The organism is Streptomyces anthophorae (assembly GCF_049310305.1).
Taxonomy (GTDB): domain Bacteria; phylum Actinomycetota; class Actinomycetes; order Streptomycetales; family Streptomycetaceae; genus Streptomyces.
The window spans coordinates 28,472-51,968 of record NZ_JBLWQQ010000002.1 but is presented as its reverse complement, the minus strand read 5'-3'; the positions used below and the strand labels follow the sequence as shown (position 1 = coordinate 51,968).

Sequence of the window (23,497 nt, the reverse complement as noted above, 5' to 3'; positions counted from 1 at the left end):
TCACTGCTCTCCGTCCGCCAGCGGCTGGCGCACCAGCGTCAGGCGCTTGGCCGCCGCCATCGCCGACAGCTGCGGCCCGTCGGCCGGGTCGACGATGAGGTTGACCAGGAACGTGCCGGTCGCATCGACCCGGCCCACACTGTCCACGGTCGCCTCGATCTGTTCCTGGTCTTGCGCGGACGACGCCTTGCCGCCCGAAGCGCCGGACGCCGATTCGCCCTGAGGCGAGTCGAGCACCACTGCCAGCACCTGGTCGCCCTTGGCCAGACTGTTGTTGCCGGGCGCGAAGCCCTTCTTCACCTCGACACCGACGAGCTGCTTGTCCGCGCCGAGTCCACCGCCGCGGCGCAGCTGGGACTGGGTCAGCAGCGAGCCCTGCCGCAGGTCCACGGCGGCGCGCTGACCGACCACCGTCGAGCGCTGCGACGACCGGATCGGGGACAGGCCCGGGTCCTCCGCGAACGACACCGACTTCACGTCCTTGTCAGTGATCGTCTGCCCGGCCTGCACGTCCTGCGCGACAGCGAGCACGTTCACGCGGTCCCCCGCGCGGGCCACCAGTACCGCACCGAGCATGGCGCCCAGCAACGTGACCAGCACCAACGAGACACCCACCGACCACCTGCGGCGCGAGTGCGGTTTCCGGGTGCCCCGACTGGGCGCAAGATCCGGCTGCCGCTCCGCCGGCATCGGTGGCAGGTACGAGGTAGACGTTGGCGTTTCCATCCCAGACGGGCCCTTCGATCTCACAGAACTCACTGATTGACGGCCTGCGACTCGACGATGGTCAGCGCCACCTGCGAGTCACGAGCCTCGGTCAACTGACCGTTCTCGCCGCCGCCCCCGGCCACTTGCCAGTCCACAGTCCACGTTGCCGTGGCCGTCACTTTGAATTTGCCGCCTGCTACGGAGTTCGACGCCTCCTCAAAGACGTGACCGCAGTCGGGCGACGCTTTCATGCCGTACGACTTCTTGTAAGGCGTGCCGGGGCCCAGGCAGACCACGGGCTCGGAACCGTCGCCCATGTTCCAAACGACCTTCGACACCTTCGCGGTGGCGGTCACGGTCACCCCGCCGGCTGAGGCACTCGATGTGTTCGGGCCGTAGGTTGTCGGGGACTGCCCGACCGACATCCACACCGGCATACCGACGAGCCCCTTGCCGGACGGCTTCGGGTTGATCGTGATGTCCGGGCCCTTCAACAACATCTTGTCGAGGGCGCGCTGGGCCAGAACTGCGGGATCCACGTAGCCGGCCGGTGGATTCTTCAACCACACATAGACGTCCATCGGGTCATCCCCATTGCAGGTCATCGCGTAGGGAGAGGCGCCCTTCTTGCCGTTCTGCTTTTTCAGATCGGCGACGACGGTCTTGTCCGTGACCTGCTTGTAGTAACACCCCTTCGAGAACCAGCCCAGGTCCGCGTCGTAGCAGGGGACCACCTTGCCGTCCTGCTTACAGGTCTTCTTGCCGGTACCGGCGGGCGCCTTGTTGTTCGGAGAAGCCTTTTCCTCTCCCGTGTCGACAGCGGAACAGATCCACTTTCCGCAATCCGTCACGGAGCCGCTCGGCTTGGGGCCGGGCTTGGCAGAGGCAACGGACACCGAGCCGGCCATGATGCCCGCGGCGAGGCACATCGTGACGGCGGCCCTCAACATGACTTGTCCTTGTGCAGGGTGTAGTTCTGCACCATCCAGCGCTCACCGAGGTCCTTGACGACACCGGTGATGACGTATCGCTGGGGCTGCCCCGACGCGGAGATGTCCTTTCCGCTGTCCTTGAGGATCGGCTTCCAGTGTGTGGTGTCCATGCACTCCCGCACGTCGACCGTCTTGCCGGCTGAGTCCACCGAAGTGGCCTTGACCGTGCTGGTGGGAGCTCCCTTGAATCCCACTCCCTGCTGCCTGTAGTCGAACAGGGCGCGCTTGGTCTGCGCGAGCGCCTTGTCGTAGGAGTAGTGGCTCAGGTTGGTCTTGTCGGCATAGCCGATGGCTGCAGCTTTCGTCTCTTCCTTCCGCATCGACTTCCACACCGTCAGCGCCTCGCGCTTGGCAGCGGATTGCGGGTCGGGGGAAGTTGACGTCTTCGAGGGTGAGGGAGACACAGAGGCGGGGCTTTCTCCGGCCTCCTTGTTTCCGTCCTTCGAGCAGGCAGGAAGCACCAACAGCGAGCAGGCAATGACTGCCGTGCCGATAAGTCGATTCCGACTGCGAAGCCGGTTGCTCCTGGCCTGTGTCTTTGACGTCACTGCGCCTCCCCGTTCCTCTCGTTCCGTCATGCCGGTGACCTGTGGTGTATCGCGCTAGGTGATGGTGCGGTCGTGCTGCGCGATACGGGTGTGGTTGCCGTGCACATGCACACGTTACGCATATTCACTCCAACAGCACAGCCTGTAATGCCAGTTCACAGACCTGTGATCCCGTCATTCCCGCCGAACGGGACACATGTCCCTTATCGGAATGGGACGTTCCCGTGGGGCGGTCGGTTCTCCGGTCGCCCGTGCAGGTGAAGCGGCCCGTGGCGATCGCTTCAAAATTGACGCGAGCCCTCAATCAGGGGCTCCGGGATAGCGAAGTTGACGGGCCGAAGGGCTCGCTGGTGCGCGTGGTTCACCTGAACTCCCGAGTGGATATGCGGGGTTGGGATTGTGCCATCGGCACCCCGCGACGGGCGCAGGGAACCAGCCGCGCCGTGTCCGCCAACGGCTGGATCAGATCGTCGAGCGAACCCTGGCCGCCGGTCTGCGCGCGCCAGCCTTCCAGGAGGTCGTCCACGACCGACCGGGCCAGTTGCTGGAACTGCTCAGGGCACTGCTCGCGCTCGCCGAGCCACCCCAGATGGCGCGAATGCGCGCGCAGCGCCGTCATTTCCGCAAGGAGCGGAGACGACGGCAGCGGACCCGTGTCCACGACCGAAGCGCACGCGTGCTCGTGAGCGGCAGCACGCGGTCGTGCAGTCGCGAAAAGCCGGCCAAGTAGGGAGCGCAGGACGTCACGCACGGGAGCCTCCAGCCGGGGCGAGGAAGACGTCGGTCGGTGTGCCTTCTCCGGACAGCGGGGTCATCACGGGAGCGAACGGTCCGCGCTCCTGGAGGAGTTGCAGGGTGGTAGCGCCGGCAGCGAGCTGGCCGACGCGGGGGTCTGCGGCCGCGAGGGCACGCAGGTCTTGGACGCGGTTGGCCAGGACGCGGTCGGAGGCGCCGGTCAGGACGATGAGCAGGCGGGGGAAGGCGGGGTAGTGGTCGCGCCAGGCTTCCCGGGTGCTGCGGCGGCCGCGGATGCCGCCGCTGGCGGGGGTGTAGGTCTGGTAGCGGGCGTAGGCGGCGAGTTTTGCGGCGAGCCGCGTGGTCTGCATGGTCGCGCGGTCGACCTCGATGAAGAAGCTGAGCATCCGCCGCCGCCCGGATTCCGAGGTGTGGGTGTAGCGCAGGACGGCGTCCGGGATCATGAACGCGTCGTCGGCGCCCCGGGTCTCCCCGTCCCGGATCCGGTGGGCGACCTCGGGTTCCCAGTCCAGCGGGGAGCACTCGTGGCCGAGCCGCCGTGCCCAGTCGACGAACGCGACGCCCGTGTCGACGACGGTCAGGGTGTGCTCCTGGAGCTGTGAGGCGGCGGTCTGCGGGGTGATCCGGTAGCCGCGGTGGGTGATCGTCGGGTCATGGGCGACGGCATCGGCACCTTGTGCGGTGACGTACCAGAGGTGCTCGGCTCGGCCGCGGCGCGTGGTGCGCCGGGTGGTGGCGTCGATGAGGCCGTCGGCGCGCAGCAGGTTGAGCTGTTGGCGCAGGTAGACGGGTCGGTCGGCGTGCGGGGTGAACAGCCGGTGCAGCTGCCCGGTGGCCACCAGGCGGTGCTGGTAGAGCACCGGCAGCAGGTCCTGGGCCAGGCGCGAGAGACCGCGCGCGGGACGCGATCGCCCGGTGGTGGGGGCGACTTCGGTGGTCAGGGACATCAGGCAACCTCGCTCTCGCCGGCGCCGGGCCAGCAATCGTCATCGTCATCGGCAGTTGGGGCCGGGCTCGTGGGTTTGTCCGGGGTGGGATGGCGGCCGAGCTCGGCGAGGATCCGGTCGTCGAGCCCGGGGTGGCGGCCGTCGTCGCTGCCGTCGAGTTCGGACAGCACCGTGCGCAGCGGGCGGCGGTTGAGCGTCGCGTCGATGGCGTTCTCCAGCCAGGGGAGCCGCTCGGGATGGTGGTAGTTGGCCAGGACCTCGTGGACGGGCACGCCGGCGACCTGGAACGTGGTGGTGGGCTTGCCCGCGAGCGTGGCGCGCACGGCGTAGTGCCACTTCGGCTGCTCGGACAGCGTCAGCGCGTCGGCACCAGGCAGACGCTTGGCCAGGAAGGTGGCTTCGTCGGTGTCCGCGGCCGCGGCCGACAACAGGCTCTGGTTCTGCATGAGCGCAAGGCGGGTCTCCTCCGACAGCCGCATCGCCATCTGCGTCATCGCCATCAGCCTGACCTCGTACTTGCGCAGCTGCTCGAGGATCGCGGCGATGTAGCCGCGGGCGGCGCCGTCGATCGCCTTGAGCTCGTCGGCGAACGCGAACATGCTGGCCAGCAGCTCCGGGGCGATGCCTTCACGGGAGTGCCCGGCGCGGAACAGGTCGAACAGCAGCAGGGACGTGATGATCTGGTCGCCGCTGCCGGTTCCTGAGCAGCGCAGCAGCACGATCTGCCGCTTGTCCATCGCCTTGCGGACGTCGTATGTGGAGCGCGGCTGACCCAGGAATGCGCGCAGCGAGGTGGAGGTGGCCAGCTGCTCGATGGTCTGCGTGACCACCGGCACCGCGGAGCCTTCGTACTTGGGGAACGTGGTGCGCCAGAACTGCTGCACCTTCAACGGCAGTTGAGCCAGCACGCTCTCGCGCCACTCCTCATCCATCAGCAGCCGCGGGATCGTGAACAGTGTCGGCTGCAGCTCGGGCCGCCCGCTCCGGCACATCCGGTGGGCGAGGTGCGCGAGGACCTCCACCGCGTGCGAGAGGATCGCCCGTGCACGGGGTGCGCCGTCGCCCCAGCCCTGCGCGGCCGCCAACCCGGCGACCACGGACCCGATGACGTCCTGGATCTCCTCGGCGGCGCGGCCCTCCATCGACAAGGGATTCCAGGCGGCGACTTTCTCGTCGGGCTTCTTCACGCTCAGGTCGATGAGCTGCACACGGTCGATGACCGCCGGATGCGTGAGATACGGCAGCGCCCGCTTGATCGCCGCGCCGTGCGGGTCGAGGAACCACGTGCCGAGCCCGCCGTAGGCGAGCGTGATGGACTGCAGCAGCGCCAACTCGCTCTTGCCGAACCCGGCCTTCCCGAAGCTTGCCCCGAACAGGACGTCCTTCTGCGGCAGGCACGCCAGCCGCGTACGCCCGTCGGCCTCGGTGACCCGCCCGAGCGGCACCACGCCCGGCTGCCCCCTCCAGGTCGGCAGGGCGTGCGGCGCCGGAGCGAGCGTGCCGCCGCTGCGGGCGACGTTCTGCGCCGTGCAGTTCACCGTCGCCGGACGCAGCAGCGCCGCGAGCTCCTCACTGGTGAGCCACTGCCGGCGAGCCGGAGCGAACTCCCCGCTGTCGTACCGGCGGTCGAATCCGCGCCGACGCCACCACACGCTGCTGTACGGGCGCCACCCCGTCCGGCGCGGTCCGATGGGCCGCCACCAGTTCTCCCCGGACCAGGCGTCCATGACCGCCATCACCTGGTGCAGCCGGGCCTGCGCCCGGCCCGGATGCGTGCCCGTCACCCGGACCAGGATCTGCACCGCGAACACCTGCGCATCGGCGCCGGGCAGGAACTTACCCACCCCGTCCGCGAGATCCTTCTGCCGAGGCAACGAACGCGACGACTTCGCCGAGGACAGCGGCTTGCCGCCGTTGAGGCCCTCGACCAGTGTCGACAACACCGACCCGCCGCGCCGCCCTGATCCGACCAACTCGCCGTATGCGGACGGGCCGCGCTGCTCGGCACGGCGCAGCAGACGGCGCCGCCACGCCGCCACCCGCCGGCTCGCGACCGGCACCACATCCACGACCAGCTCGGCCTGCTCCCCGCGCTCCGCATCCGCCTGCGCCACGGCGTCGGCGAGGACCTGCAGGGGATCCGGATCCAGCGCGGCCGGCGTCAGCCGCTTGTGATCCGGGCGCGCCAACACCAGCTCAGCCCGCGCCACATACCGCGCCGCGACCTCCCCGGGGTCCTCGTCCCCGCCGTCCTTGGACAGCTGCACGCGCGGCTGCTCCGCGTCGGGCTGGGGCAGGGGAGGAGCCCCCTCGAACGTGATGCGCTCTGCGGCACGGCCGCCGCTTTGAGGAGCGCGGACCTGGACATCGGGCAGCGACGGCAGCCGCATGAGCGCCGCCGACGTCGCCGGCCCCTCCATCCGCAGAGTCAGCTGACCGTTCCGGTCGCCGCCATGGCGCAGCCGGATCCCCTGCGCCCGCCGCGGCGTCCACTCGGTGGTCTGCGACGCCCGCGCCAGCCGGGCCGCATGCGGAGCCATGTCCTTGACCGACGGATCGAACCCCTGAGACGGCACCAGCTCGACGACCGCCCGCTCCTCGAGGAGGCGGTGCGCCCGCCGACGCCACCAGAGCAGCCCGGCCCCCGTCACCAGGGCACCGATTGCACCGGCCCAGCCGAGCCACCAGGCAGCCTGCCGCAGCACCGGCCCCCAGGAGGAGAAGTCAGTAGGGACGACGTACGACACAACGGAGAAGACGACGTCGAACATCAGCAGCCGCTCGCGAGCCGAAACCGCACCGAACGACGACCGCCTTCACACACTGTGTGAGGGGCGAACACCCGGTGCGCGACGGTGCGCCAGGCCTGGCGCACTCCCAAAGACCCGACCGTCACCAGCACGAGCGGCACCCACGGCCACCCACGGTGAGCGGCTGCTGCATGTGCTGCCGGACCTCCTATGAACGGAAGGTTGTTGAGATCTCCGCCCCACCACCAGCCGCGCACACAGCCCACAGCGAAGACGGCAGCAGCGAGCCAGCCGCACCACTCCACCAGCACGGCCACGGCGGCATCGCGGGGAGAGGGGGCATGTCGTGTCGCGTTCACCGCAACTCCCGTCAGCTCCGGGCGGCCCGATGCCGCCCTACTGACCCCTAAGGAGCACCCGCCCTCAGAACGTGACCGGCAGAGCCAGAAAATCTTTCGCAGCCGGCCGTGGCCGCCACTCTCATTCGGGGAAGAGCCCCTGGCGACACGTCACAGGGCCCGCAGCACGGTTGCCACCTGGTGCCTGGTGGTGCCGGCGGCCACCTCCACGACCAGGAGGTCGGGCTCGATCGCCGTGTACGGCTCGCCGCCGCTGGTGCGCGCCCGCCGGCCGGGCACCGCTTCGCCCAGACGCGCGGCGATCTGCGCGGACAGCGTGCCCGTCAGCGTCTGCGACAGCACGGTCCGCCCGTCCGGCAGCCGCACCGCCAGATGCTTCGGACGTGCGGCGGACCCGGTGTAGCCGACGACCTCGCAGTCAACGCTGTGCGTGTGTCGTTGCTTTCGCCACGCGCGCTTTCCGCCCTCGTATCGGCCGTTCGTCCGCTTCCACACCAGGCCCTCGACCCCGTGCTCGGCGAGCACCTCGAACCACAGCTCCGCCTCTGCCCGGTCCTCGGTGTAGGGCACGACCTGGATGGGCGGGCCGAGCGGGGCGACGATCTCCTCTAAAAGCACCCTGCGCTCTCGCCACGGCCGCTGCCGAACGTCGCCGTGCACGGGATGCCGCAGCAGGTCGAACACGGCGTACGACGCCGGATGCTGCTCCTCGAGGAGCCGGGCGCGCGCCGGGGTCGACGCGGCCCGGGCCTGCACCGCGGAGAAGTCCAGGCGGCCGTCCAGGTAGATGCAGATCTCCCCATCGAGGACGGTCGATGCGGGGAGGTCCATCCCGGCCAGCGCGATGTCCATCCACACAGGGGTGACGGTCCGTCCGGACCGGGACTGCAGGATCACCGTGTCCTCGGTACGCCACAAGGCCGTTCGGTGTCCGTCGTACTTAGGCTCACTGATCCACCCCGGTCCGGCCGGAGGTGCGTGCACGGGGGCGGCGAGCGCCAGAGGTACGGGGTACTCCATCGAACCAGCTTCACGCGGCCGACCGGCGCTCGCCTGCCCCGCTACGCCCCTCGGCGCAACCTCCACTGCCCACCGAGCGAGCTACCCTCCCCTCACTGACTCTCAGAGCCTGGCTCTGAAGCGGCTGAACATGTCTGGGATGAACTGGAGGAGAAGCTTCTTGGCGTCCTCGGGCTGTTTCAGTTCGTCGTGGCCGAAGCGGAAAACCTCGTAGCCCCTGAGCTTGAGGTCCCGGTCGGCGGCGACCATGTCGGCGAATTTGGCGGTGTCGGGAGTGCGGCCGTCGTCGCGCGTGTAGTGCTGTACTCCGTCGACCTCCAGAACGACACGCTGCCCGAAGGGCAGCAGCAGAAGGAAGTCCATCCGGGAACGCAGCAATGCTTCGGGGCCGCGTTCCTTAACGGTCTTGGGATCCCAGTGCAGCCAGACCTCGGGCAGGAGAGCAAGGTCATCCGCGCAGAACGGGCGAGCCGTACGGTAGGCCATGAAGAGGTTCTTCTGACCAGGTGATTTGCCGGGCAGGCTCCTGAGGAGCCGCTGGTAAAGATCCTCACCGGCGTCACTCTCACTGTTGAACCCGTGAGTGTCCTGCCACCAGCTGTGCAGGTCACGCCAGCGCAGACCCCCGGCAGGGATCTCCCGGTCATAGACAAGGGTGGCGCCTGGTCGCCCACCGACGATCTCGATGTCGTTGTCCACCGAGGACCGAAAGCGAATGTCCGGTTTGCCTAGGGAAGCGAAAATGATGTTCTTCGGCTTCCGGTTGCTGTGCACCCGCGTCGACACCAGGGTGAACAGCGGATAGCCGCCGTCGCTGCCGGTTTGCCGCAACTCGATCCCATGGGCGCGAAGGTGATCATTGATTGTGCTGGCTGTCTTCGCCTGCAGGTGCTCATCCAGGAGAACGTCTGCCGAGACCAGTCCTTCCAGGAAGCGGGCGAACCTGGCGTCCCCCGCCTCGAACGCACCGAGGCTCTCGAAGAGCTGCTCAGCCGACCAGTCCCCCTCATCGCGATTGCGGAAGACGTGCTTCTCGATGAGGTCCTTCAGCGTCACCGGCCGCGTCCCGTTCAGCAGCAGCGCGCTGAGCTCGCTGAAGGAAAGATCCGGTCCCTCGATCACCCAGAGGCGATCGAGTAGATGCAGGAAGCGGTCATGGTTCTGGGTGAGCTCCCAGAGAGACAGGGAGCGCGCCAGTTCCCGGCGGGCCTTCTTGGGTATATGGGGTGGTGCCTCCTCCTCCCACAGTAGGTCTTCCATCTGATGGCGGAGCAGTGGGCGCACAGGGAAGGGGAAGTCCTGTTGCTGCAGGACGCGTTGGGCCAGTCCTGGCAGTTCCGCGTCGGGTACCTGCTGGAGGCTCAGTTCAACCCGGGTTGACTTGCTGCCGGCGCTCTGGGGAATCACCGGCATGCCCAGTCGCTCGAAGGCCTGACTCAGCACGGTGTGCGTCAGGTCGCTCAGAGGTGCGACGGCGGTGTCGAGCAGGGCGCGAAGCATTGAGCGATCACTGCTGCCGACCATGGACAGATGGTCGCAGAGAATCAATTCCGGCAGTAGCCCTCAAAGCGCGCAAGGTGCCAGGCTTCGGCGTCACATGAAGTCGAAGTCGGGTTCCCAGTCGTCATCCACCTCTTCTTCTGTGCGCAGTGAATGGGCACTCATGTCCGCGAGGTCCAGTTCAGGTCCGGTCAGAGTTAGCTCGCAGACCCGGCAGCCGAAGTAGCGCGGGAAGAACCAGATGTCTCCGTAGTCGCCGCTCTTGTCCCGGCCGCTGACGAAGGCAGGACTTTCGCACGCCGGACACTGCGCGGGGACGTGCAGAAGCCATCGGCTGGGCAGAGGTGCTGCCGACAGACTGGCGACCACGGCCGTCTTCTCGCTGGCGGACAAACTCCCTGTCTTCTTCGCGAAGGTCGCCTTCGCCCGCCGGATCTTCGCCGCGTAGCGCAACTTCAACTCGGACGTCGTCTTCTCCACGAGGCCCTTGCACACGTCGTAATGGTTCTCCCAGAACCACTCCGGCTCCTTCGCCAGCTTGGGCAGAAGGGAATCGATGTACGCCGCACCAGCTGCCAGCAGGCCCCTGCACTCGTCAGACGGCCGCCCCCAGCCCATGTGTGTGATGCCGTTTCGGGCATCCCGCAACGCAGTGAGTTGCGCCGGCACTTCCCCCTTCCCCACTTGCGCGAGTCTCGCTACGGCCTCCGCACCACCAATGGTCCTGAGCCCGGAGCGCCCTGTCTCCGCCTTGTCTTCCTGGCCTCCCAGTACCAGCAGGTCCTGTACGGAAGGCTTGGGGGTAGCCAGCAACGTGAGAGCGACGGATGCCAGACACGCCTTGGCCAGGTGCTCGACAGCCACAGCCATGTGATGGACAGCGAAGTCCTGGTCCGCAGGTTCTTCGAGGTAGGCGTCGACTGCTGTCCGAGCCCATCGCTGTGCAGAACTCACCAACTCGTCACGGATCTCATCCTGGTTCATCGGAGAACCGTAATGCGCCCGACGCTGCATGCGCGGCGCCTTACGGAGTCACCGGAAATGCGTGGTGACGGCCCCGGTGATCCCGTTTAGCGTGATCAGGCTGGCGATCGTCAGCAGCATGTGGTGAACACACCGGGCTTCCGATGGTTCTGCCCGCACGACTCACTGCCGCCAGGGACGACACCCCGCAGTGGAACGCCGTGCACTCGGCTTCCTGCAGCGCCCGAAGCGTGTCGGGCAGATCGGGGCGGTCCCGGCCCTTGAACATGACCAGGTTGTCGGCGAGGGCCCCGGAACTGGCTGCTGAGCCACGCGGTCATGGGTCAGTACTCGGGCCACAGATGATCCGGGACCGTCCCGTTCAGGAGCGCCTGGCGGTCGGTGTTGGTCAGGTGGCGGCAACCGAAGTCCGGTTCCTGCGGCGGCCGTTCGAGTTGGAGTCCGTAGAGGGGCGGTGCCCCGGTGCCGTGCTCGGCGTGATTGCAACACCACGTGACCTCGGTGGTCACGGTGTCGTCGGGGAGGCTCGTCATGCCCGGGTAACGGAGACGTATCCCAGGACGACACGCTGGACGAGAGCCCGAGCCCTGCGAACAGGAAATGCAGGCGCACCGGTCTACGGCGCCATGTGGTTTTGCCGGAAGCCACCGCAGTTGATCCGCGGCCGGTCCTACGGTGGGGCGGTGGCCGACTATGCGCGTTTCATCAAGCGGCAGATCTCCTCACAGACCTTCCGGCCGGACGGGACCGTGGAGACCACGCGGGACCCGGCGGTGTGGACCCTGGCCCACCGCGGCTACAGCGGCAGCGGCAGGCTGGACGTCTGGGTGTACGCCACCAAACGCGAGGCATTGCGCGAGGGAGCGAAACTCGCCCTGGCCTGCGGCATACACGAGGACGCTCAAGCTCGTCGAGACTTTGACGCGGGCCGCTACCAGAGCGTCCTGGACCGCTACGAAGACACACACCCGGAGACCCATCTGCTGCGCGTCCAGTCGGCGTTCCTGCAATACCCGGACGACTGATCCGGGTGTGGCCACGGACCGGAGGCCAGTGCCCGGCGGCAGTATCGGCCTCGGTGAATGGGCGACCGCAGGGCCTGTTCATGCCCGCACGCACCACTGACAGCTGACCGCGGCGGGGTGCCGCAGCGGCCAGCTGTCAGTGGTGTCGGTGAAAATGACCTCCATGGCGATCACTATGGAGAACTACGGCATCACGTGGACCGATGCCGAGGGGCGCCCGCATGCGGCCGCGACGGCGTACGACGAGCGGAGCGCGCAACAGCGCAGGGACCGGCTCGAGGCCGACGGCTGCACCAACGTGGAGATCCTCAAGGTGAAGCCCGGCGAGCTGCCCACCGTGCCCTGACTCGTCAGTAGACCCGGTGCTCGTCGAGCCACGCCTGATCGAGGATGATGAAGACCCACCCGTTCTCTTCGGCCTCGGTGCGGCCCTCGGCGAGCATGTCGTTGAACTCGGCCACGTCGCAGAAGTAGAGACGAATCCCGCTGTGCTGGATCCTGATCACGGTCTCCGTGAACGAGCCGCTACTCGTCCCGGTCCAGTCGGCAGGGAACTCGACCAGCATCAGGTGCGTCGTGTACGCCGGGTCGAAGGCACGCCACCGCGCGCGGTACAGCTGGTGCGTGCATCCCGGATACTTCTTCTGCTGCGAGGGCCCCAGGGCGACGAGAAGCTTCGCGTCGACGAGACGGTCACCGTCGACGATGTCGTGGCCCTTGGTACGTCCGCCCTTCAGAACGGGATCCCCACCCTGGCTCGCCAGCCAGCGCGCGACAACGTGTTCGGCGGCCACGGCCCTGACCGGCCCGAACACCTTCTGATCGATCTGAAAATCCATGCTGCTTGCTCCCTTTGGCTTCGGTCGGCTCCGCCGTTAGCCCGGCGGCAGCGGCGGAAAGTAGCAGCGGGGTGGTTCAGGACCGGTCAGTCCTTGTACGTGACGTGGACGTGGTCGTAGTGCCCGCCAGTGACGGTGTGCACGTTGTTGAGCCCGTGGTCGTACGGACGCCCCCAGCCGCCCTGGTCCTCGGGGTGGTTGATGCTCCAGATACGGCCCTGCCAGATGACGTACTGCACGTGCAGGGCGTCGGCGTTCTTGCGTAGCCACGCGGCCAGTGCCCAGCCCTGCGAGAGCGCGGTGCCGGAGGCGCGCGTGCCGAGGGTGCCGGGGGTGTAGTCGCAGGCGCGGCCGAGCGGGTGCTCGCCGCCCTCGGCGCGTGCGCTCTGGCAGCCGATGCCGCCGTGCCAGCGCGGCCACTTCTTCAGGATCTCCTTGTAGCCGTGGGCCGTTGCGGCGGTCAGGCAGTTCCCGCCGGTCGGGTCCTGAGAGGAACAGGCGCTCGCCCCGCCCTCGTAGGCGGCCGGCGGACCGGGCACGGACACGGCGACCGGTACGGGGCCGTCGCTGCCGGTGTTGCCGAGGCTGTCGCCGGCCTGGTCGTACTGGCGCACGTAGCCGAGAACCTCGTCGGCGTACCAGCCCGCATGGTTGTAGCGCAGCGCGGCCTTGCGGAGCTGGGCGTCGTCGCTCAGGTCGCTGTGGCCGCTGCCGCACAGGTAGACGGCGGCGCCGAGCGTCGCGTCGAACGCGTTGTGCGGGTCCTTGATGCCGTCGCTATTGCCGTCCTGGCCGGTGGCCCCGTCCCAGGTGGAGGGGAGGAACTGCATCGGCCCGACGGCCCGGTCATAACTCGTGTCGCCGTCCCACTTGCCGCCGTCGGTGTCGGTGAAGGAGCTCGTGTTGCCGCCGGCGCCCGCGCCGTTGAGGCGGGCGCCGATGATGCGCGGGCTGATCGTCCCGTCGTCGGCGATGCGCCGGCCGGAGGCGTGGTGGGACTCGACCCGGCCGAAGGCGGCGAGCACGGACCAGCGCATGCCCTTGCACTGCGGGCGCAGCTTGGTGATGCGGTCGGCGGCGTGCGCGTATGCGGACAGCATCACGGGCGGGATGCCCTGAACCGAGGACGGCGCCGCCTGCGCTCCGGCGGCGTAGGCGGCCTGCCGGTTTTTGTCGCCCTGGTCGGCGGCGATCGCTCCGGTGAGGGCGACCACCGCGGCGATCCCCAGGAGGACCGGCATGGCGGTGGCCATCGCGCCGAGTGCGAGCCAGCCCTTCTTCGTCACGGCGTCCTCCGGCGGGCCGGTGCCGGGCGGGCGGTGCGCGGCCGCGGGGCGGGCGGCGGAGACGTCGGCCGGGGTTCCGGGCTCGGAGCGGGGCGGTGTGTGCTGGCCGCTTCCGTGCTGAGCCGGTACAGGCGTTGGCGCAGGGCCTGCTGCTGCGAGGAGGCGGCCGGCTGTCCGGGGACCGGGCGCGGGGCCCGCCGCGCCGGCCGCGGCGCCGACGCGGGGGCCGGGGCAGGTGCGGTCCGGGGCGGGGTGAGGCGGCCGGGGGAGGTAGGGATGCGGTGCACGGCGGTCCTCGGCGGGGTGCGCGGGTGCGGGCGCGGCGGCAGGCCGCGGTGCATACGGATCCGGTTGCTGACCCAGCGGCCGCCGCTGTTGTTCCAGTACGTCTGGGCGAAGTCGCGGGCGGCGGGCAGCTGACGAATCACGGGCTGGGCGAGCCGGGTGCGCAACTGGCCGGCGGAGCGGGCCAGATTGGCGGGCGCCGCCTTGAGGCCGGCGCTCGCCGCGCGGGCCGCCTGCGGCAGGTAGACCGGGGCGCCGACGGAGTACTTGAGGCCGAACTTGCCCGCCCCGTATGCCGCCTTGGCCGTCCCGGCGACGGCCTTGGACGCTCCGTTGGCCATCGCGGCGGTGCCGCGCACGGCCGCGCGTGTGCCGAGCCGTCCGGCCAGCGCGGTGGAGCCGCGCCCGCCCATGGCAGCGAGCGAGCCGGAGCCGCCGGCCGCGGCGCCGCCAGCGGCCGCCCCGCCGGTCGCGGCGACCGCACCGATCATGAGGGCGGTCGTGACCAGGCTCGAGGCGAGCGAGCGCTTGCGGCCGGCGTCCTCGTTCATGGTGGCGGGGGCGCGGCCGCCGAGCGGCGTGTTGCCCAGCCGGGTGCGGGCCGACATCGCCCAGGCCTTGGACTTCTTGGTGAGGCGCTTGCGGAAGAAGAAGCAGGCGATGACGGCGATGTCGACCGCGACGAACCGGGCGGGCAGGGCTCCGGCGTTGTCACCGAAGTCGGCGTTGAGCAGGGCGGTCACCAGGGTGATGGCGATCGCGAGGCCGACGACCAGGGCGATGAGGAGCCCCAGCAGCCGCACGATGTTCGTGGCCCGCTCCCACATCCAGGCCCGCCCGGCCCCGGGCATGATGCCCGCCGCAAGCGCGACCCGGGCGAGGACGGCCTCGATGACCAGACGCATCTGCGTGGTCAGGTACAGGAACGCCGTGACCACCAGCAGCACGGTCATCAGCAGCGCGGCGATGAAGATGAACAAGGCACCGCCGACCTTGTCCCAGCCGGACTTCTTCGCCGTCTTGGCGTCCTTGACACAGACCTTCTCGAAGTCGTCCTGCGGGTTCATGCCGAGCAGGTCGTTGGCGACGTAGTCGACGGCCTTGTTGCCGATGGCGTCCTGGATGTCGCCGACCACGCCGGGGACGATGTCGAACTGATTCGGCACCGCGTTGATCTTCTTCTTGACGACGTCGACCTGGTCGTTGAAGAACGCGGTCTCCACACGGGAGTCGGAGTACAGGCGCGCGCACTTCTTGTTCGGCAGCTGCTGGTTGTAGGAGAGCAGGTAGGTGGGGCGCACGATGAACGCCTCGACGAGCCCGTCGGTGACCGGCCGGGTCAGGTCCCGCGCCTTCTTCTCCGTGATCTTCCCGGTCTGCAGGGAGTCCTCGTGGCCGGTGGTGATGGCGTACACGGCGATGCCGAGGTCGCGGGCCTTGCCGACGGCGCCGTCCTGCTGGCCGAGCAGCAGCTGCGGGGGAGCGGCGAACGTGGACACGGCGAGCGCACTGATCACGGTGGAGGCGGCGATCTCACCCCACCCGCGGGAGCGGTTGCCGAACATGATGTGCCAGAACGCGACCACGCCGGAGTAGGCCAGCAGCAGGCCGGGCACACCGAGCTGGACGATGGTCTGGTTGTACAGCCCGTCGGACAACTTGAGCGCGGGCTTGAGGAACAGCGAGGCCAGCGCCCAGGACAGGGCCCAGGAGATCAGCCAGCAGCCGAACGCGATGACCCACTTCGTGCCCTCGAACAGGCCCTGGGTGAGCAGGCCCTGGATCTGGCCCGGGATGTCGGTGACACCGCCGTTGTCGGAGGTGATCCGGTAGGCGGAGACCGGCAGGCCCTGACGGTCGGTGACCTCGAACGCGTTGAGGACGCCGCCGTCCCCGTGCCGGGACTTGTACGCCTTGACCTTCCTGGCCATCTCGCGGCGCAGCTTCTCCTGCTTGGCCGCCTTCTTCTCCTTCGCCGACAGCTTCTTCTTCCCGTTGCCGCCGCCGTCCTGGCCGTCGGTCTTGGCGCCGCCGGACGTGCTGTCGCCCTTGGGGGCCTTCGGGTTGACGGACTCGGGCGGCAGGAGACCGGGCGCGGTCGGCTCCATGCCCGGCTCGTACTTCGGAAACGACGCCGACGGGGACGGCGTGGGCGCCGGGTCGTCCGGCGCGGCACCGGCCACGGGCGCGAACAGCAGCGTCACGGCCAGCGCCGCGACCACGAGCAGCAGCCCGCCCAGCAGATGACGCCGCACGTCCGTGAAGGCGCTGAAGCGTCCCCGTCGCATGCTCATGCAGACACCGCCTCCGCAGCGTTCTCCGCCGTCTCGGCGCGGGCCTGGTCGGGGTCGGAGTGGATGACGTCGGACAGGGCCGGGTCGAGGGGCATCTGCACGCGCATCAGGCCGATCCGCCCGAACAGGTCCCGGGCAAGGCACTCGCCGGCGCGCTGCGCCTGGGTCTCCTCGTCCTCGTTGAGGGGGGAGAGGTGGGTGGTGACCAGCTCGACCAGCTCACTGTCGTCCGGGTCCAGGCCCATGAAGTCCAGGCCGCGGCGCGCGAGTTCCTTGTTGGTCTGGCGGAACAGATGCCGCCTCGGGAAGAGGCCGCGCACGATGCGGCCGGCGTCGGTGTCGGGGCCGAAGTCGTTGGGGTCGTGGGAGCCGACCAGTACGCCCGCCCCGTGCTTGCGGCCGTCGCGTACCAGCTCCAACAGCAGGTCCAGGCCCTCGGGAGACGAGGTCAGCCACCAGCATTCGTCCCACACGACCTGGCAGAACTCCGCCTCACGGCGCGGGTCGTAGGCGATGTGCCGGCAGATCGTCGCGATCAGGTACAGCATCGCCCGGCCGAAGATCTTCTCGGGGGCGAGCCGCTCGAAGTGCCCGGGCTCCAGTTCCCACTTCTTGGGCAGCGCCAGCTGCGCCACGCTGAACACGACGGAGTCGGCGTCGGTGTCGATGGCCGGCAGGCTCTCGTCGAACAGGGCGCGCGCCAGGTCCCGGCGCGCGTGCACGGACAGCTTCCGGGCCAGCGTCCGGCACACGGCGTCGTCGTCCCGCGCGGCCCGCTCCGTCAGGTGCGCCAGCAGACGGCTCATGTTGGGGTCGGCCCTGGACAGCACATGGGCGATCGCCTCGGACAGCACGTCGCCGGCCTCGTCCATCGGGCTGATGCTCAGGAGCATGCCGAGGAACGACTCGCACAGCCGCTGCGCCTCGCTGGCGACGGTCGTCTCCTGGCCGCGCTGCTGGGTGAAGACCCGCAGCGGATCCAGACTCACGGCGGCGCTGCTGTCGGTGGTGATCAGTTCGGTGCGTCCGGGGCAGGACCGGGTGAAGCGCAGCCATTCCTGCTTCTTGGTGCGGTCCACGATCACCACGCGGCCGCGGCTGCCGGGCAGATCGGCCTTGCGGCCCGCGGCGAGTGTCCAGTAGACGCCGCACTTCATCGCGTAGCTCTTGCCGCCGCCGAGCTCGCCGAGGAACGCGGCCGACGCGGACGTCTTCTTCTTCGGGCCGCGGGTGAAGTCCATCAGGACGGGGCGCGAGCCGCCGCCGGTCAGCTGCCACCCGTACAAGGGGCCTCGCTCGTCGCCGAGTTCGGTCGCCGCCCACGGCCCGGCCATGCAGAAGTCGCGGGCCAGCAGGTACTGCGCATACGACGCCATGACCTGCGGGGTGCGCGCGCCCGGCAGCATCCCGTAGAAGAGGTGCTCCTGGTCGCCGAGCGGCCGGTCCACGCTGTAGTCGTCGCCGCCGAGGCCGGTGGCCAGCGAATCGGCCCGTGTCTCGACCTCCTGAGGGCTCGTGCCCCACACACAAAAGCCGATCATGGCCCGCACGTCGACCTCGCCCTTGGACGCGGTCAGCCGCTCCCGGTTCTCCGCCAGGCTCCCGGCCGCCTTCTCGACCTGCGCCGGCGCACCGGCCGGGTCGTGGGCCCATTCCTCGGGCTGCCCGGCCAGATCGCGGGCCTTGCGGCGCGTCTTGGCCTCGGCGACCGCGCCCGGGGTGACGCTCAGGCGCGCCACCCAGTCCACCGGGAAGTCGAACGTGTCCAGTGCGGCCAGGTACTCCGAGCCCGGGAACGCGAACGCCTCCGGCATCTCCGACAGCATCAGAAAGCTCTGGTACGAGGCGCCGTGTTCGGTGGCCACCTCCAGCCACCGCCGCTTGAAGACGCCCGCGCCGCGCCGCTCCTCGGCGTCGGCGAGCTGGCCCTCGATCGCGCCCTCGGTGAGGACGGCCTGCTCGAGCGCGGCCACCGTGCGGCCGCGGTTGACCAGAGCGCGCCGCGTATCGGGCGTGGGCGGCAGCGGCTCCGGTACACCGCGCCGCGCCGAGTGCCCGTAGATCCACAGGATCTCCGCCTCGCTCGCCGGGCGGACCGACACGGAGCCGGGCCACGCCTTTGCCATGCGCGCCGCCTGCTCCAGGCGCCGCTCCTCCTCACGGCGGCTGATCGGCGCGGGCAACAGCCCCAGCCGCAGCGCCATCTCGGCCTTCGCGGCGCCCACTGTGTCCGCGATGCGCTGGCGGCGGTCCGTGGCCGGCAGCGGCACGGCGAGCCAGTTGGTGCGCCCCGTCAGCTCCAGGCGCTCGAGGGTGTCGAGGACCCGGTGGGCGACCTGCGTGTAGGCGGGACTGGCCGCCATGTCGATGTCCTCGGTCATCGCCCGCACGACCGCACGCGGGTCGACCTGCGGACACAGGGAGAGCCACATCGACTCGCCCATGAGCTTCTTCACCAGTGCCTCAAGAGCCTTCAGCCGGCGCAGCTTGGCGCTCCTGCTGGAGTGGACCTGGTCCACTCCCTGCACCCGGTACAGCGCCCACACCGTGCCGTGCACACTCCACACGACGTTCCCGGCCACGTGCCTGATCGGCATCTTCACGACTGCTGCTCCCTTGAACTGTGTTGCACGGACCCCGGAGTGCAGGCGGTCATCGCTGCTTCCGGGCGGCCGTCGAGCGGTGGGTGGCGAGCTGGGCCACGGCACTGGAGGCAAGGCCGCCCGAGGCCGCGGCCGGATGCCGCACCGGGCGACGCACGGGGGCGGGCCTCGATGCGGGGGCGGCAGCCGGGACCGGGGCCGGGGCGGCTTCCTGCTCGGCGAGGGTGACGGTGCCCATGAGCGGCTGCGTGCTGACCGGTCGCAGCGGGCGGCCGCCGATCCGGGGACGCTGCCCTCCCGCCACCAGGCCCGCCGTGGAAGCCAGCGCCGCGAACGGATGCCGCCCGTCCACGTGCAGGCGGCGCACCAGCAGCGAGGCCAAGTAGGGGACCACGACGAGCGCGGCGAGATTGAACAGCCCGAGCATGCTCCACAGGGCGGGCACGAGGACCAGCGTGAGGATCATGGCCGCGAAGACCGTCGCCATGGTGATGAACTGCGGCACGCTGTACGGGCCACCCCACAGCCGGCGCCCCTCCCACTGCCCGATCATGCTCGGGTGGCGGCGGGCCTTGGTGTAGCAGCGCCCGACCAGCATCTCCTCGTCGACGGCGCTCACGCCTGCCGCCCCGAACCCTCACGGCCCTGCGCCGGCGTGGTGGAGAGCGGCACTTCGGGGGCGGCGACGCGGACGATGGGCACGCCCTGGCCGACGGTGTGGTCCTTCTTGAGTTCCTCGGCGGTCTTGCTGGAGAGCACCGTCTGGGAGGCGATGATGCCCAGCACCATCGCGCCGCCCACGGCCGCGACGCCGGCCTTGAGCATGGAGCGGGTAGCGGCCCAGGTCGCGGCGATGCTGGCGATGTAGATGATGCCGAGGACAACGACGGTGAGCAGGGTCTTGACGTCCTTGCCCAGCCCGGTCCAGTCCTCGATGATTCCGGCCGCAGCCAACGGGGTGACATGCATGGGGAGCGCTCCTTACTGAGCAGGGGAGTGGGACGGCGAGGCCGCCGTGGCGTCGGGCAGAGTGATCTGGGGGGTGGCATCGAGCGCGGCGACCTCCCACCGGCCGTCGCGGCCGGCCAGCGTGAGCGCATACGACAGCGGGCGGGCGACGCCGTCGGGACGGGCCGCCTTGACGTCGACGACCAGGCGCAGCCGCTCCCGCCCCGCCGGGGCGCCGATCCGGCCGTCGCCGTCGCTGTCCTGGAACGCGGTCTCGGCAGAGATCTGGGTGACGGTCGCCGACCGGTACGGCGCGGGCCGCACCGGGGCCAGGCGGGTGCCGGGGGAGAGGTAGCGGCCGAGCTCACCCGTGCCCGACAGGTAAGAGGCGAAGAACGCGGAGAGCGTGTCCACGGCCGGGTCCGAGGCCTGGGCCGGCAGTGCCGCCCCGTAGGCGAGTTCGGCCTTCGGCGTCTTGCCGGTGGGGGCGGCGATCTCGGCAGGCAGGGCGAGCGCGGTCAGCGGCCCGCCCTCCCGGTCCGCCTCGACGGGCACCTGGAAGAACCGCTGCCGAACACCCGCAGACGCCCCGCTCGTGGCGCCGTTGCTGTCCGCTGTCTTCTTTGCCGCGGGCTCCAGGACGCGGGCGGCGACCGTCACCGACCAGTACCGGCCCGGCGCAATCTCCTTCACCCGCACCGAGGCGATCTGCCCGACCTGCACGGCGTCGGTTTTGCCGCCCAGCTCCAGATCCGCGGCCCGCGGGTAGAACGCGGCGAGGTCCTCCTGGGATCCGTCGCCGGCACGCAGAAACGCGGCGACGTACATCTCCGCGAACCCGCCCGGCCCCGCCGAATCGCCACCCGTGGACTGCACAAGGGGCGCCGGGTGCGCGTCGGCGGAAGGCTGTGACACGAGCGCCCAGCCACCCAGCACCGGACCGGTGATCAGCAACGCCCACGCCAGCCGCCGCACGACGTTGGTCGCCACCGCGACCGAACCGGTCGACGGCGATGTCCACCACCCGCCCCGCTCCTCCAGCTCCTGCCCCGAGGCAACAGCGTCCTCCGGCTCGGGCTGCTCCTTGCGGCTGCGGCGCTTCACGATGCCGCCTCCTGCCAGGTGCGCAACTGCCGCTGCCGCTCGGCCGCATCGAGCTCGGTGAAGCGGTCGAACGCCTCGCGCGCCGGACCGACCTCGTCCAGGTAGGTCCGCGCGATCCGGGCGGTCTGCTCCGTGAACGGCAGCGTCTCCAGCAGAGCGACCAACTGCTTGACCCGGCGCCGGGCCGCGGCGAGCAGATCGAGATCCGCCTGCCCGACCAGTGCGGGGGCCGGGTGCGCCGTGTGCGTCATCGCCACGGTCTCCTCCCTCAACTCGAGTTATCCGGCGGCCTGTCGCCGCCCTACACACCCCTAAGGAGCCGCGCCCCGCAGAACGTGACCGGCGGGGGCGCACCAATTTCCACGCTTCACATCACGCGGCCGCGACCCACTCAGCCGCGACGGGCCGCAGCCACTGGATCGCCCGCGAACGCCGCTTACGGGCGGCCGGCGTCGCGGCCCCGGCACGCCCCGCTTCCTCACGGACCAGGTCCGCGATCGTGCGGGCGTGCTCCAGAGGCAGGCAGCCGCGGTCCACGCCCCACGCCAGCAGCGCCGCCAACTCGCCCTCGGCGCTGCCCGTCTCGGGTGCATCGGCGTCGCCGGCGCCGCGCTGGTCCTGGCACCGCTCGATCAGCAGGCGCTGCGCCACCTCATCGGCGACATCGTTCTGCGACCCGTCGGCCTGGTCCCCCAGGTCGTCGATCCGCACGTCACGCGCCTCGAAGTCGCCGAGCTCCCGGCTCGCGTGGTGCAGCGATTCCAGCAGCAGCGTGGAGGCGACTTTGCTCTGGCGGTGCAGCGGGAACTCCCGCACGACCATGTACAGGCAGCCGACAACGACCTGGGCGACGTCGTCGAACTCGCGGACCGGGGTCAGCAGCGACCGGGTGAGGCGCACCATGCCCGGCACCATCGCCTGCACCACAACCCGCGCCGCCAGCTGAGCCTGCTCGCCCTCGCCGGCCGCCCGCTGCAGCAGCACGCGCAGCCACCGGTCACCGGCCCCCGCGCCCCGCTGCTGCCGGCAGTGCACGACGAGGTCGTGCAGATCGTGCGGCAACTCGTCGGCCTCGGCGACGACACCGGCCTGCAGGGTCCAGCCGCGCACGAGAGCCCCCGCCGCCGGATCCGCGCACACCAGCGCCCACTCCGCGTCCAGTCCCGCGAACACCCGCTGCTTCGTAGCTCCCACGACACGACCCCTTTCAAGTACGTGTCGTGGACTCTCCTCAGCAGCACTGCCCCGCCGAATACCCCAACCACCCGAATGCCCAGGTCAGCGACTTGCCCAAAGAGTGGCCCACCCCAAAACCCAGTGACCCGCACCCCGCAGCACACCCGGCGCTCCGCGAACAGGCGGCCCCATCACTCCCGATATCTGGGGCAAGCCACTGGTGGAGCCGCGCCCCTGGTGGCCGACCGCGTTACGAAGTGGGCTGGAGGCCAGAGCGCCCCGGGGAAGCCAACGGGGCACCGACGGTGGACGAGGTCTCGTCGAAGAGGCGGGTGGCCGGACCGAAGTCGCCGAGTTCGATAGCGAGCAGGGCACGCATGAAGGCGGATAGCTCGATGGAGCCGCGCCGGACCTGGAAGCCGCGGTAGACGTTGCCGACCGAGAACCGTGCGCGGTGCTTGCAGCCGGCCCGGAGGCATCGCCCCTCGGCGGCGAGCGCGAGCTGCTTGAATGCGGCCTCTTTCGGCTCGGACGTTTGGGCGTCGCAGCCGAGGTGATCCAAGGTGATCTGGTGGTGTGCCGTGGTCGTCGCGATGGTCAGCCGTCCGCCGCCGGGGGTGATGTACCGGCCGGGGCTGATAGGCGCGTACGGGTGCAGGTGTGGGAGGGCGGTCTCCCTCACGTGCAGCGGCGGGAGGCCGTCGTACGGGATATATGAGCCGGCGGTGCTCCGGTGATCGGCCATAAAGCCTCCTTCGTCTCGGCCAGCGCCAGGCCGCGTCGCAAGGGCACGTCTTGGGTCACGCCGGAGGGAACGGCCGATGACCCCGGCCGCTTCCTTCTGTGGATCGTGCTCCTGAGGCCTGGAAGCCGACGCTCGTCTTGATCCGCATTCCGTGAGGACCACCGCGCGCCGGGTCATTGTGGAACGCGCTGCACTCGCCGCCACTGCCTGTTCCACCCCAGCGTGGAACACGCGCAATGCTCGAGGAAGATGCACTGGAAGGTATGTCCCAAACAGTGACCCGTGCTGGAAAACCACAGGTCAAACCGTTCCACCCATGTGGAACGGCGCCATGCTCGTCGTTCGGCTCCCAAACTGATGCTGGGGGTAAGAGGGCCTGCTCTGAGGCACGGAACATGTCGTGGGGTTGAGGCTGCGCAGCCAGATCACCGGGCTACGCAGTTCCAGCCCCGCCATGCAGATGCCGGGCCGCTTGTCGAAGTGGGGCGCGATGCTCGCCGGGCCCGCATCGGGGTGCTGCTGTCCTTGGGCCGTGTGGCGTCGTGCGAGTCGAGGCCACCCGTCGCGCGCCCTACTTCTTACGGTTCGCCGCCCTGGTCCTCTTGTAGGCGTTGTGGCCTCCGCCCCA

General features: G+C 69.7%; 22 protein-coding genes. 2 read left to right on the top strand and 20 right to left on the bottom strand.

Annotation, left to right across the window (positions count from 1 at the left end):
• The 10 genes from ACNYS0_RS43135 to ACNYS0_RS43090 form a co-directional block, all read right to left on the bottom strand.
• Nucleotides 1-615 carry an SAF domain-containing protein gene (locus ACNYS0_RS43135; protein WP_422404891.1) on the bottom strand — a complete coding sequence of 205 codons (615 nt, stop codon included), beginning with the start codon at nt 613-615 and terminating at the stop codon, nt 1-3.
• 140 nt (nt 616-755) lie between these two features.
• Nucleotides 756-1,658 carry an ATP/GTP-binding protein gene (locus ACNYS0_RS43130; protein WP_422404890.1) on the bottom strand — a complete coding sequence of 301 codons (903 nt, stop codon included), beginning with the start codon at nt 1,656-1,658 and terminating at the stop codon, nt 756-758.
• Nucleotides 1,652-2,104 (bottom strand): hypothetical protein, encoded by a 453-nt coding sequence (locus ACNYS0_RS43125; protein WP_422404889.1) that lies wholly within the window; start codon nt 2,102-2,104, stop codon nt 1,652-1,654. Before ACNYS0_RS43125 ends, ACNYS0_RS43130 begins: the two co-directional genes overlap by 7 nt.
• Before the next feature lie 505 nt (nt 2,105-2,609).
• Complete coding sequence (locus ACNYS0_RS43120; protein ID WP_422434669.1) at nt 2,610-2,867, bottom strand: hypothetical protein; 258 nt, start codon at nt 2,865-2,867, stop codon at nt 2,610-2,612.
• 124 nt (nt 2,868-2,991) lie between these two features.
• Nucleotides 2,992-3,951, bottom strand: a complete 960-nt coding sequence (locus ACNYS0_RS43115; protein WP_422404887.1) for a replication-relaxation family protein — start codon at nt 3,949-3,951, stop codon at nt 2,992-2,994.
• A complete protein-coding gene (locus tag ACNYS0_RS43110; protein WP_422404886.1) occupies nt 3,951-6,722 on the bottom strand; it encodes a type IV secretory system conjugative DNA transfer family protein in 2,772 nt (923 codons plus the stop codon). Before ACNYS0_RS43110 ends, ACNYS0_RS43115 begins: the two co-directional genes overlap by 1 nt.
• A gap of 488 nt (nt 6,723-7,210) precedes the next feature.
• Nucleotides 7,211-8,080 (bottom strand): ATP-dependent DNA ligase, encoded by an 870-nt coding sequence (locus ACNYS0_RS43105; RefSeq protein ID WP_422404885.1) that lies wholly within the window; start codon nt 8,078-8,080, stop codon nt 7,211-7,213.
• Between the two features lie 102 nt (nt 8,081-8,182).
• The gene (locus ACNYS0_RS43100; RefSeq protein ID WP_422404884.1) at nt 8,183-9,604 is read right to left on the bottom strand and encodes an AbiJ-related protein; all 1,422 of its coding nucleotides are present in this window, start codon (nt 9,602-9,604) and stop codon (nt 8,183-8,185) included.
• 69 nt (nt 9,605-9,673) lie between these two features.
• Nucleotides 9,674-10,564 carry a hypothetical protein gene (locus ACNYS0_RS43095; protein WP_422404883.1) on the bottom strand — a complete coding sequence of 297 codons (891 nt, stop codon included), beginning with the start codon at nt 10,562-10,564 and terminating at the stop codon, nt 9,674-9,676.
• A gap of 323 nt (nt 10,565-10,887) precedes the next feature.
• Nucleotides 10,888-11,097, bottom strand: a complete 210-nt coding sequence (locus ACNYS0_RS43090) for a hypothetical protein (protein ID WP_422405068.1) — start codon at nt 11,095-11,097, stop codon at nt 10,888-10,890.
• Nucleotides 11,098-11,247: 150 nt separating this feature from the next.
• Between ACNYS0_RS43090 and ACNYS0_RS43085 the strand changes: the two genes are divergently transcribed.
• Together ACNYS0_RS43085 and ACNYS0_RS43080 are read left to right on the top strand one after the other, a co-directional pair.
• Nucleotides 11,248-11,589: a hypothetical protein gene (locus ACNYS0_RS43085; protein ID WP_422405067.1), complete on the top strand. Its 342-nt coding sequence runs from the start codon at nt 11,248-11,250 to the stop codon at nt 11,587-11,589.
• 163 nt (nt 11,590-11,752) lie between these two features.
• Nucleotides 11,753-11,935 (top strand): hypothetical protein, encoded by a 183-nt coding sequence (locus tag ACNYS0_RS43080; RefSeq protein ID WP_422404882.1) that lies wholly within the window; start codon nt 11,753-11,755, stop codon nt 11,933-11,935.
• Between the two features lie 4 nt (nt 11,936-11,939).
• Here the strand turns inward: ACNYS0_RS43080 and ACNYS0_RS43075 are convergent, their stop codons facing one another.
• The 10 genes from ACNYS0_RS43075 to ACNYS0_RS43030 all read right to left on the bottom strand — a co-directional run bounded on the left by ACNYS0_RS43075 (nt 11,940) and on the right by ACNYS0_RS43030 (nt 22,869).
• Nucleotides 11,940-12,428: a hypothetical protein gene (locus ACNYS0_RS43075; protein WP_422404881.1), complete on the bottom strand. Its 489-nt coding sequence runs from the start codon at nt 12,426-12,428 to the stop codon at nt 11,940-11,942.
• 86 nt (nt 12,429-12,514) lie between these two features.
• The gene (locus ACNYS0_RS43070; RefSeq protein WP_422404880.1) at nt 12,515-13,714 is read right to left on the bottom strand and encodes a lytic transglycosylase domain-containing protein; all 1,200 of its coding nucleotides are present in this window, start codon (nt 13,712-13,714) and stop codon (nt 12,515-12,517) included.
• Complete coding sequence (locus tag ACNYS0_RS43065; protein ID WP_422482935.1) at nt 13,711-16,293, bottom strand: hypothetical protein; 2,583 nt, start codon at nt 16,291-16,293, stop codon at nt 13,711-13,713. The genes ACNYS0_RS43070 and ACNYS0_RS43065 overlap by 4 nt, the downstream gene beginning before the upstream one ends.
• Nucleotides 16,290-18,890 (bottom strand): ATP-binding protein, encoded by a 2,601-nt coding sequence (locus ACNYS0_RS43060; RefSeq protein WP_422482934.1) that lies wholly within the window; start codon nt 18,888-18,890, stop codon nt 16,290-16,292. The genes ACNYS0_RS43065 and ACNYS0_RS43060 overlap by 4 nt, the downstream gene beginning before the upstream one ends.
• Before the next feature lie 55 nt (nt 18,891-18,945).
• Nucleotides 18,946-19,515, bottom strand: a complete 570-nt coding sequence (locus ACNYS0_RS43055) for a hypothetical protein (RefSeq protein WP_422404877.1) — start codon at nt 19,513-19,515, stop codon at nt 18,946-18,948.
• Nucleotides 19,512-19,865: a hypothetical protein gene (locus tag ACNYS0_RS43050; RefSeq protein ID WP_422404876.1), complete on the bottom strand. Its 354-nt coding sequence runs from the start codon at nt 19,863-19,865 to the stop codon at nt 19,512-19,514. The genes ACNYS0_RS43055 and ACNYS0_RS43050 overlap by 4 nt, the downstream gene beginning before the upstream one ends.
• Nucleotides 19,866-19,877: 12 nt before the next feature.
• Nucleotides 19,878-20,948: a conjugal transfer protein gene (locus ACNYS0_RS43045; RefSeq protein ID WP_422404875.1), complete on the bottom strand. Its 1,071-nt coding sequence runs from the start codon at nt 20,946-20,948 to the stop codon at nt 19,878-19,880.
• Nucleotides 20,945-21,199 carry a hypothetical protein gene (locus tag ACNYS0_RS43040; RefSeq protein WP_422482933.1) on the bottom strand — a complete coding sequence of 85 codons (255 nt, stop codon included), beginning with the start codon at nt 21,197-21,199 and terminating at the stop codon, nt 20,945-20,947. The genes ACNYS0_RS43045 and ACNYS0_RS43040 overlap by 4 nt, the downstream gene beginning before the upstream one ends.
• Nucleotides 21,200-21,320: 121 nt before the next feature.
• The gene (locus ACNYS0_RS43035; RefSeq protein ID WP_422404873.1) at nt 21,321-22,142 is read right to left on the bottom strand and encodes a hypothetical protein; all 822 of its coding nucleotides are present in this window, start codon (nt 22,140-22,142) and stop codon (nt 21,321-21,323) included.
• Between the two features lie 232 nt (nt 22,143-22,374).
• Nucleotides 22,375-22,869 (bottom strand): DUF6420 family protein, encoded by a 495-nt coding sequence (locus ACNYS0_RS43030; protein WP_422404872.1) that lies wholly within the window; start codon nt 22,867-22,869, stop codon nt 22,375-22,377.
• Nucleotides 22,870-23,497 lie beyond the last annotated feature (628 nt).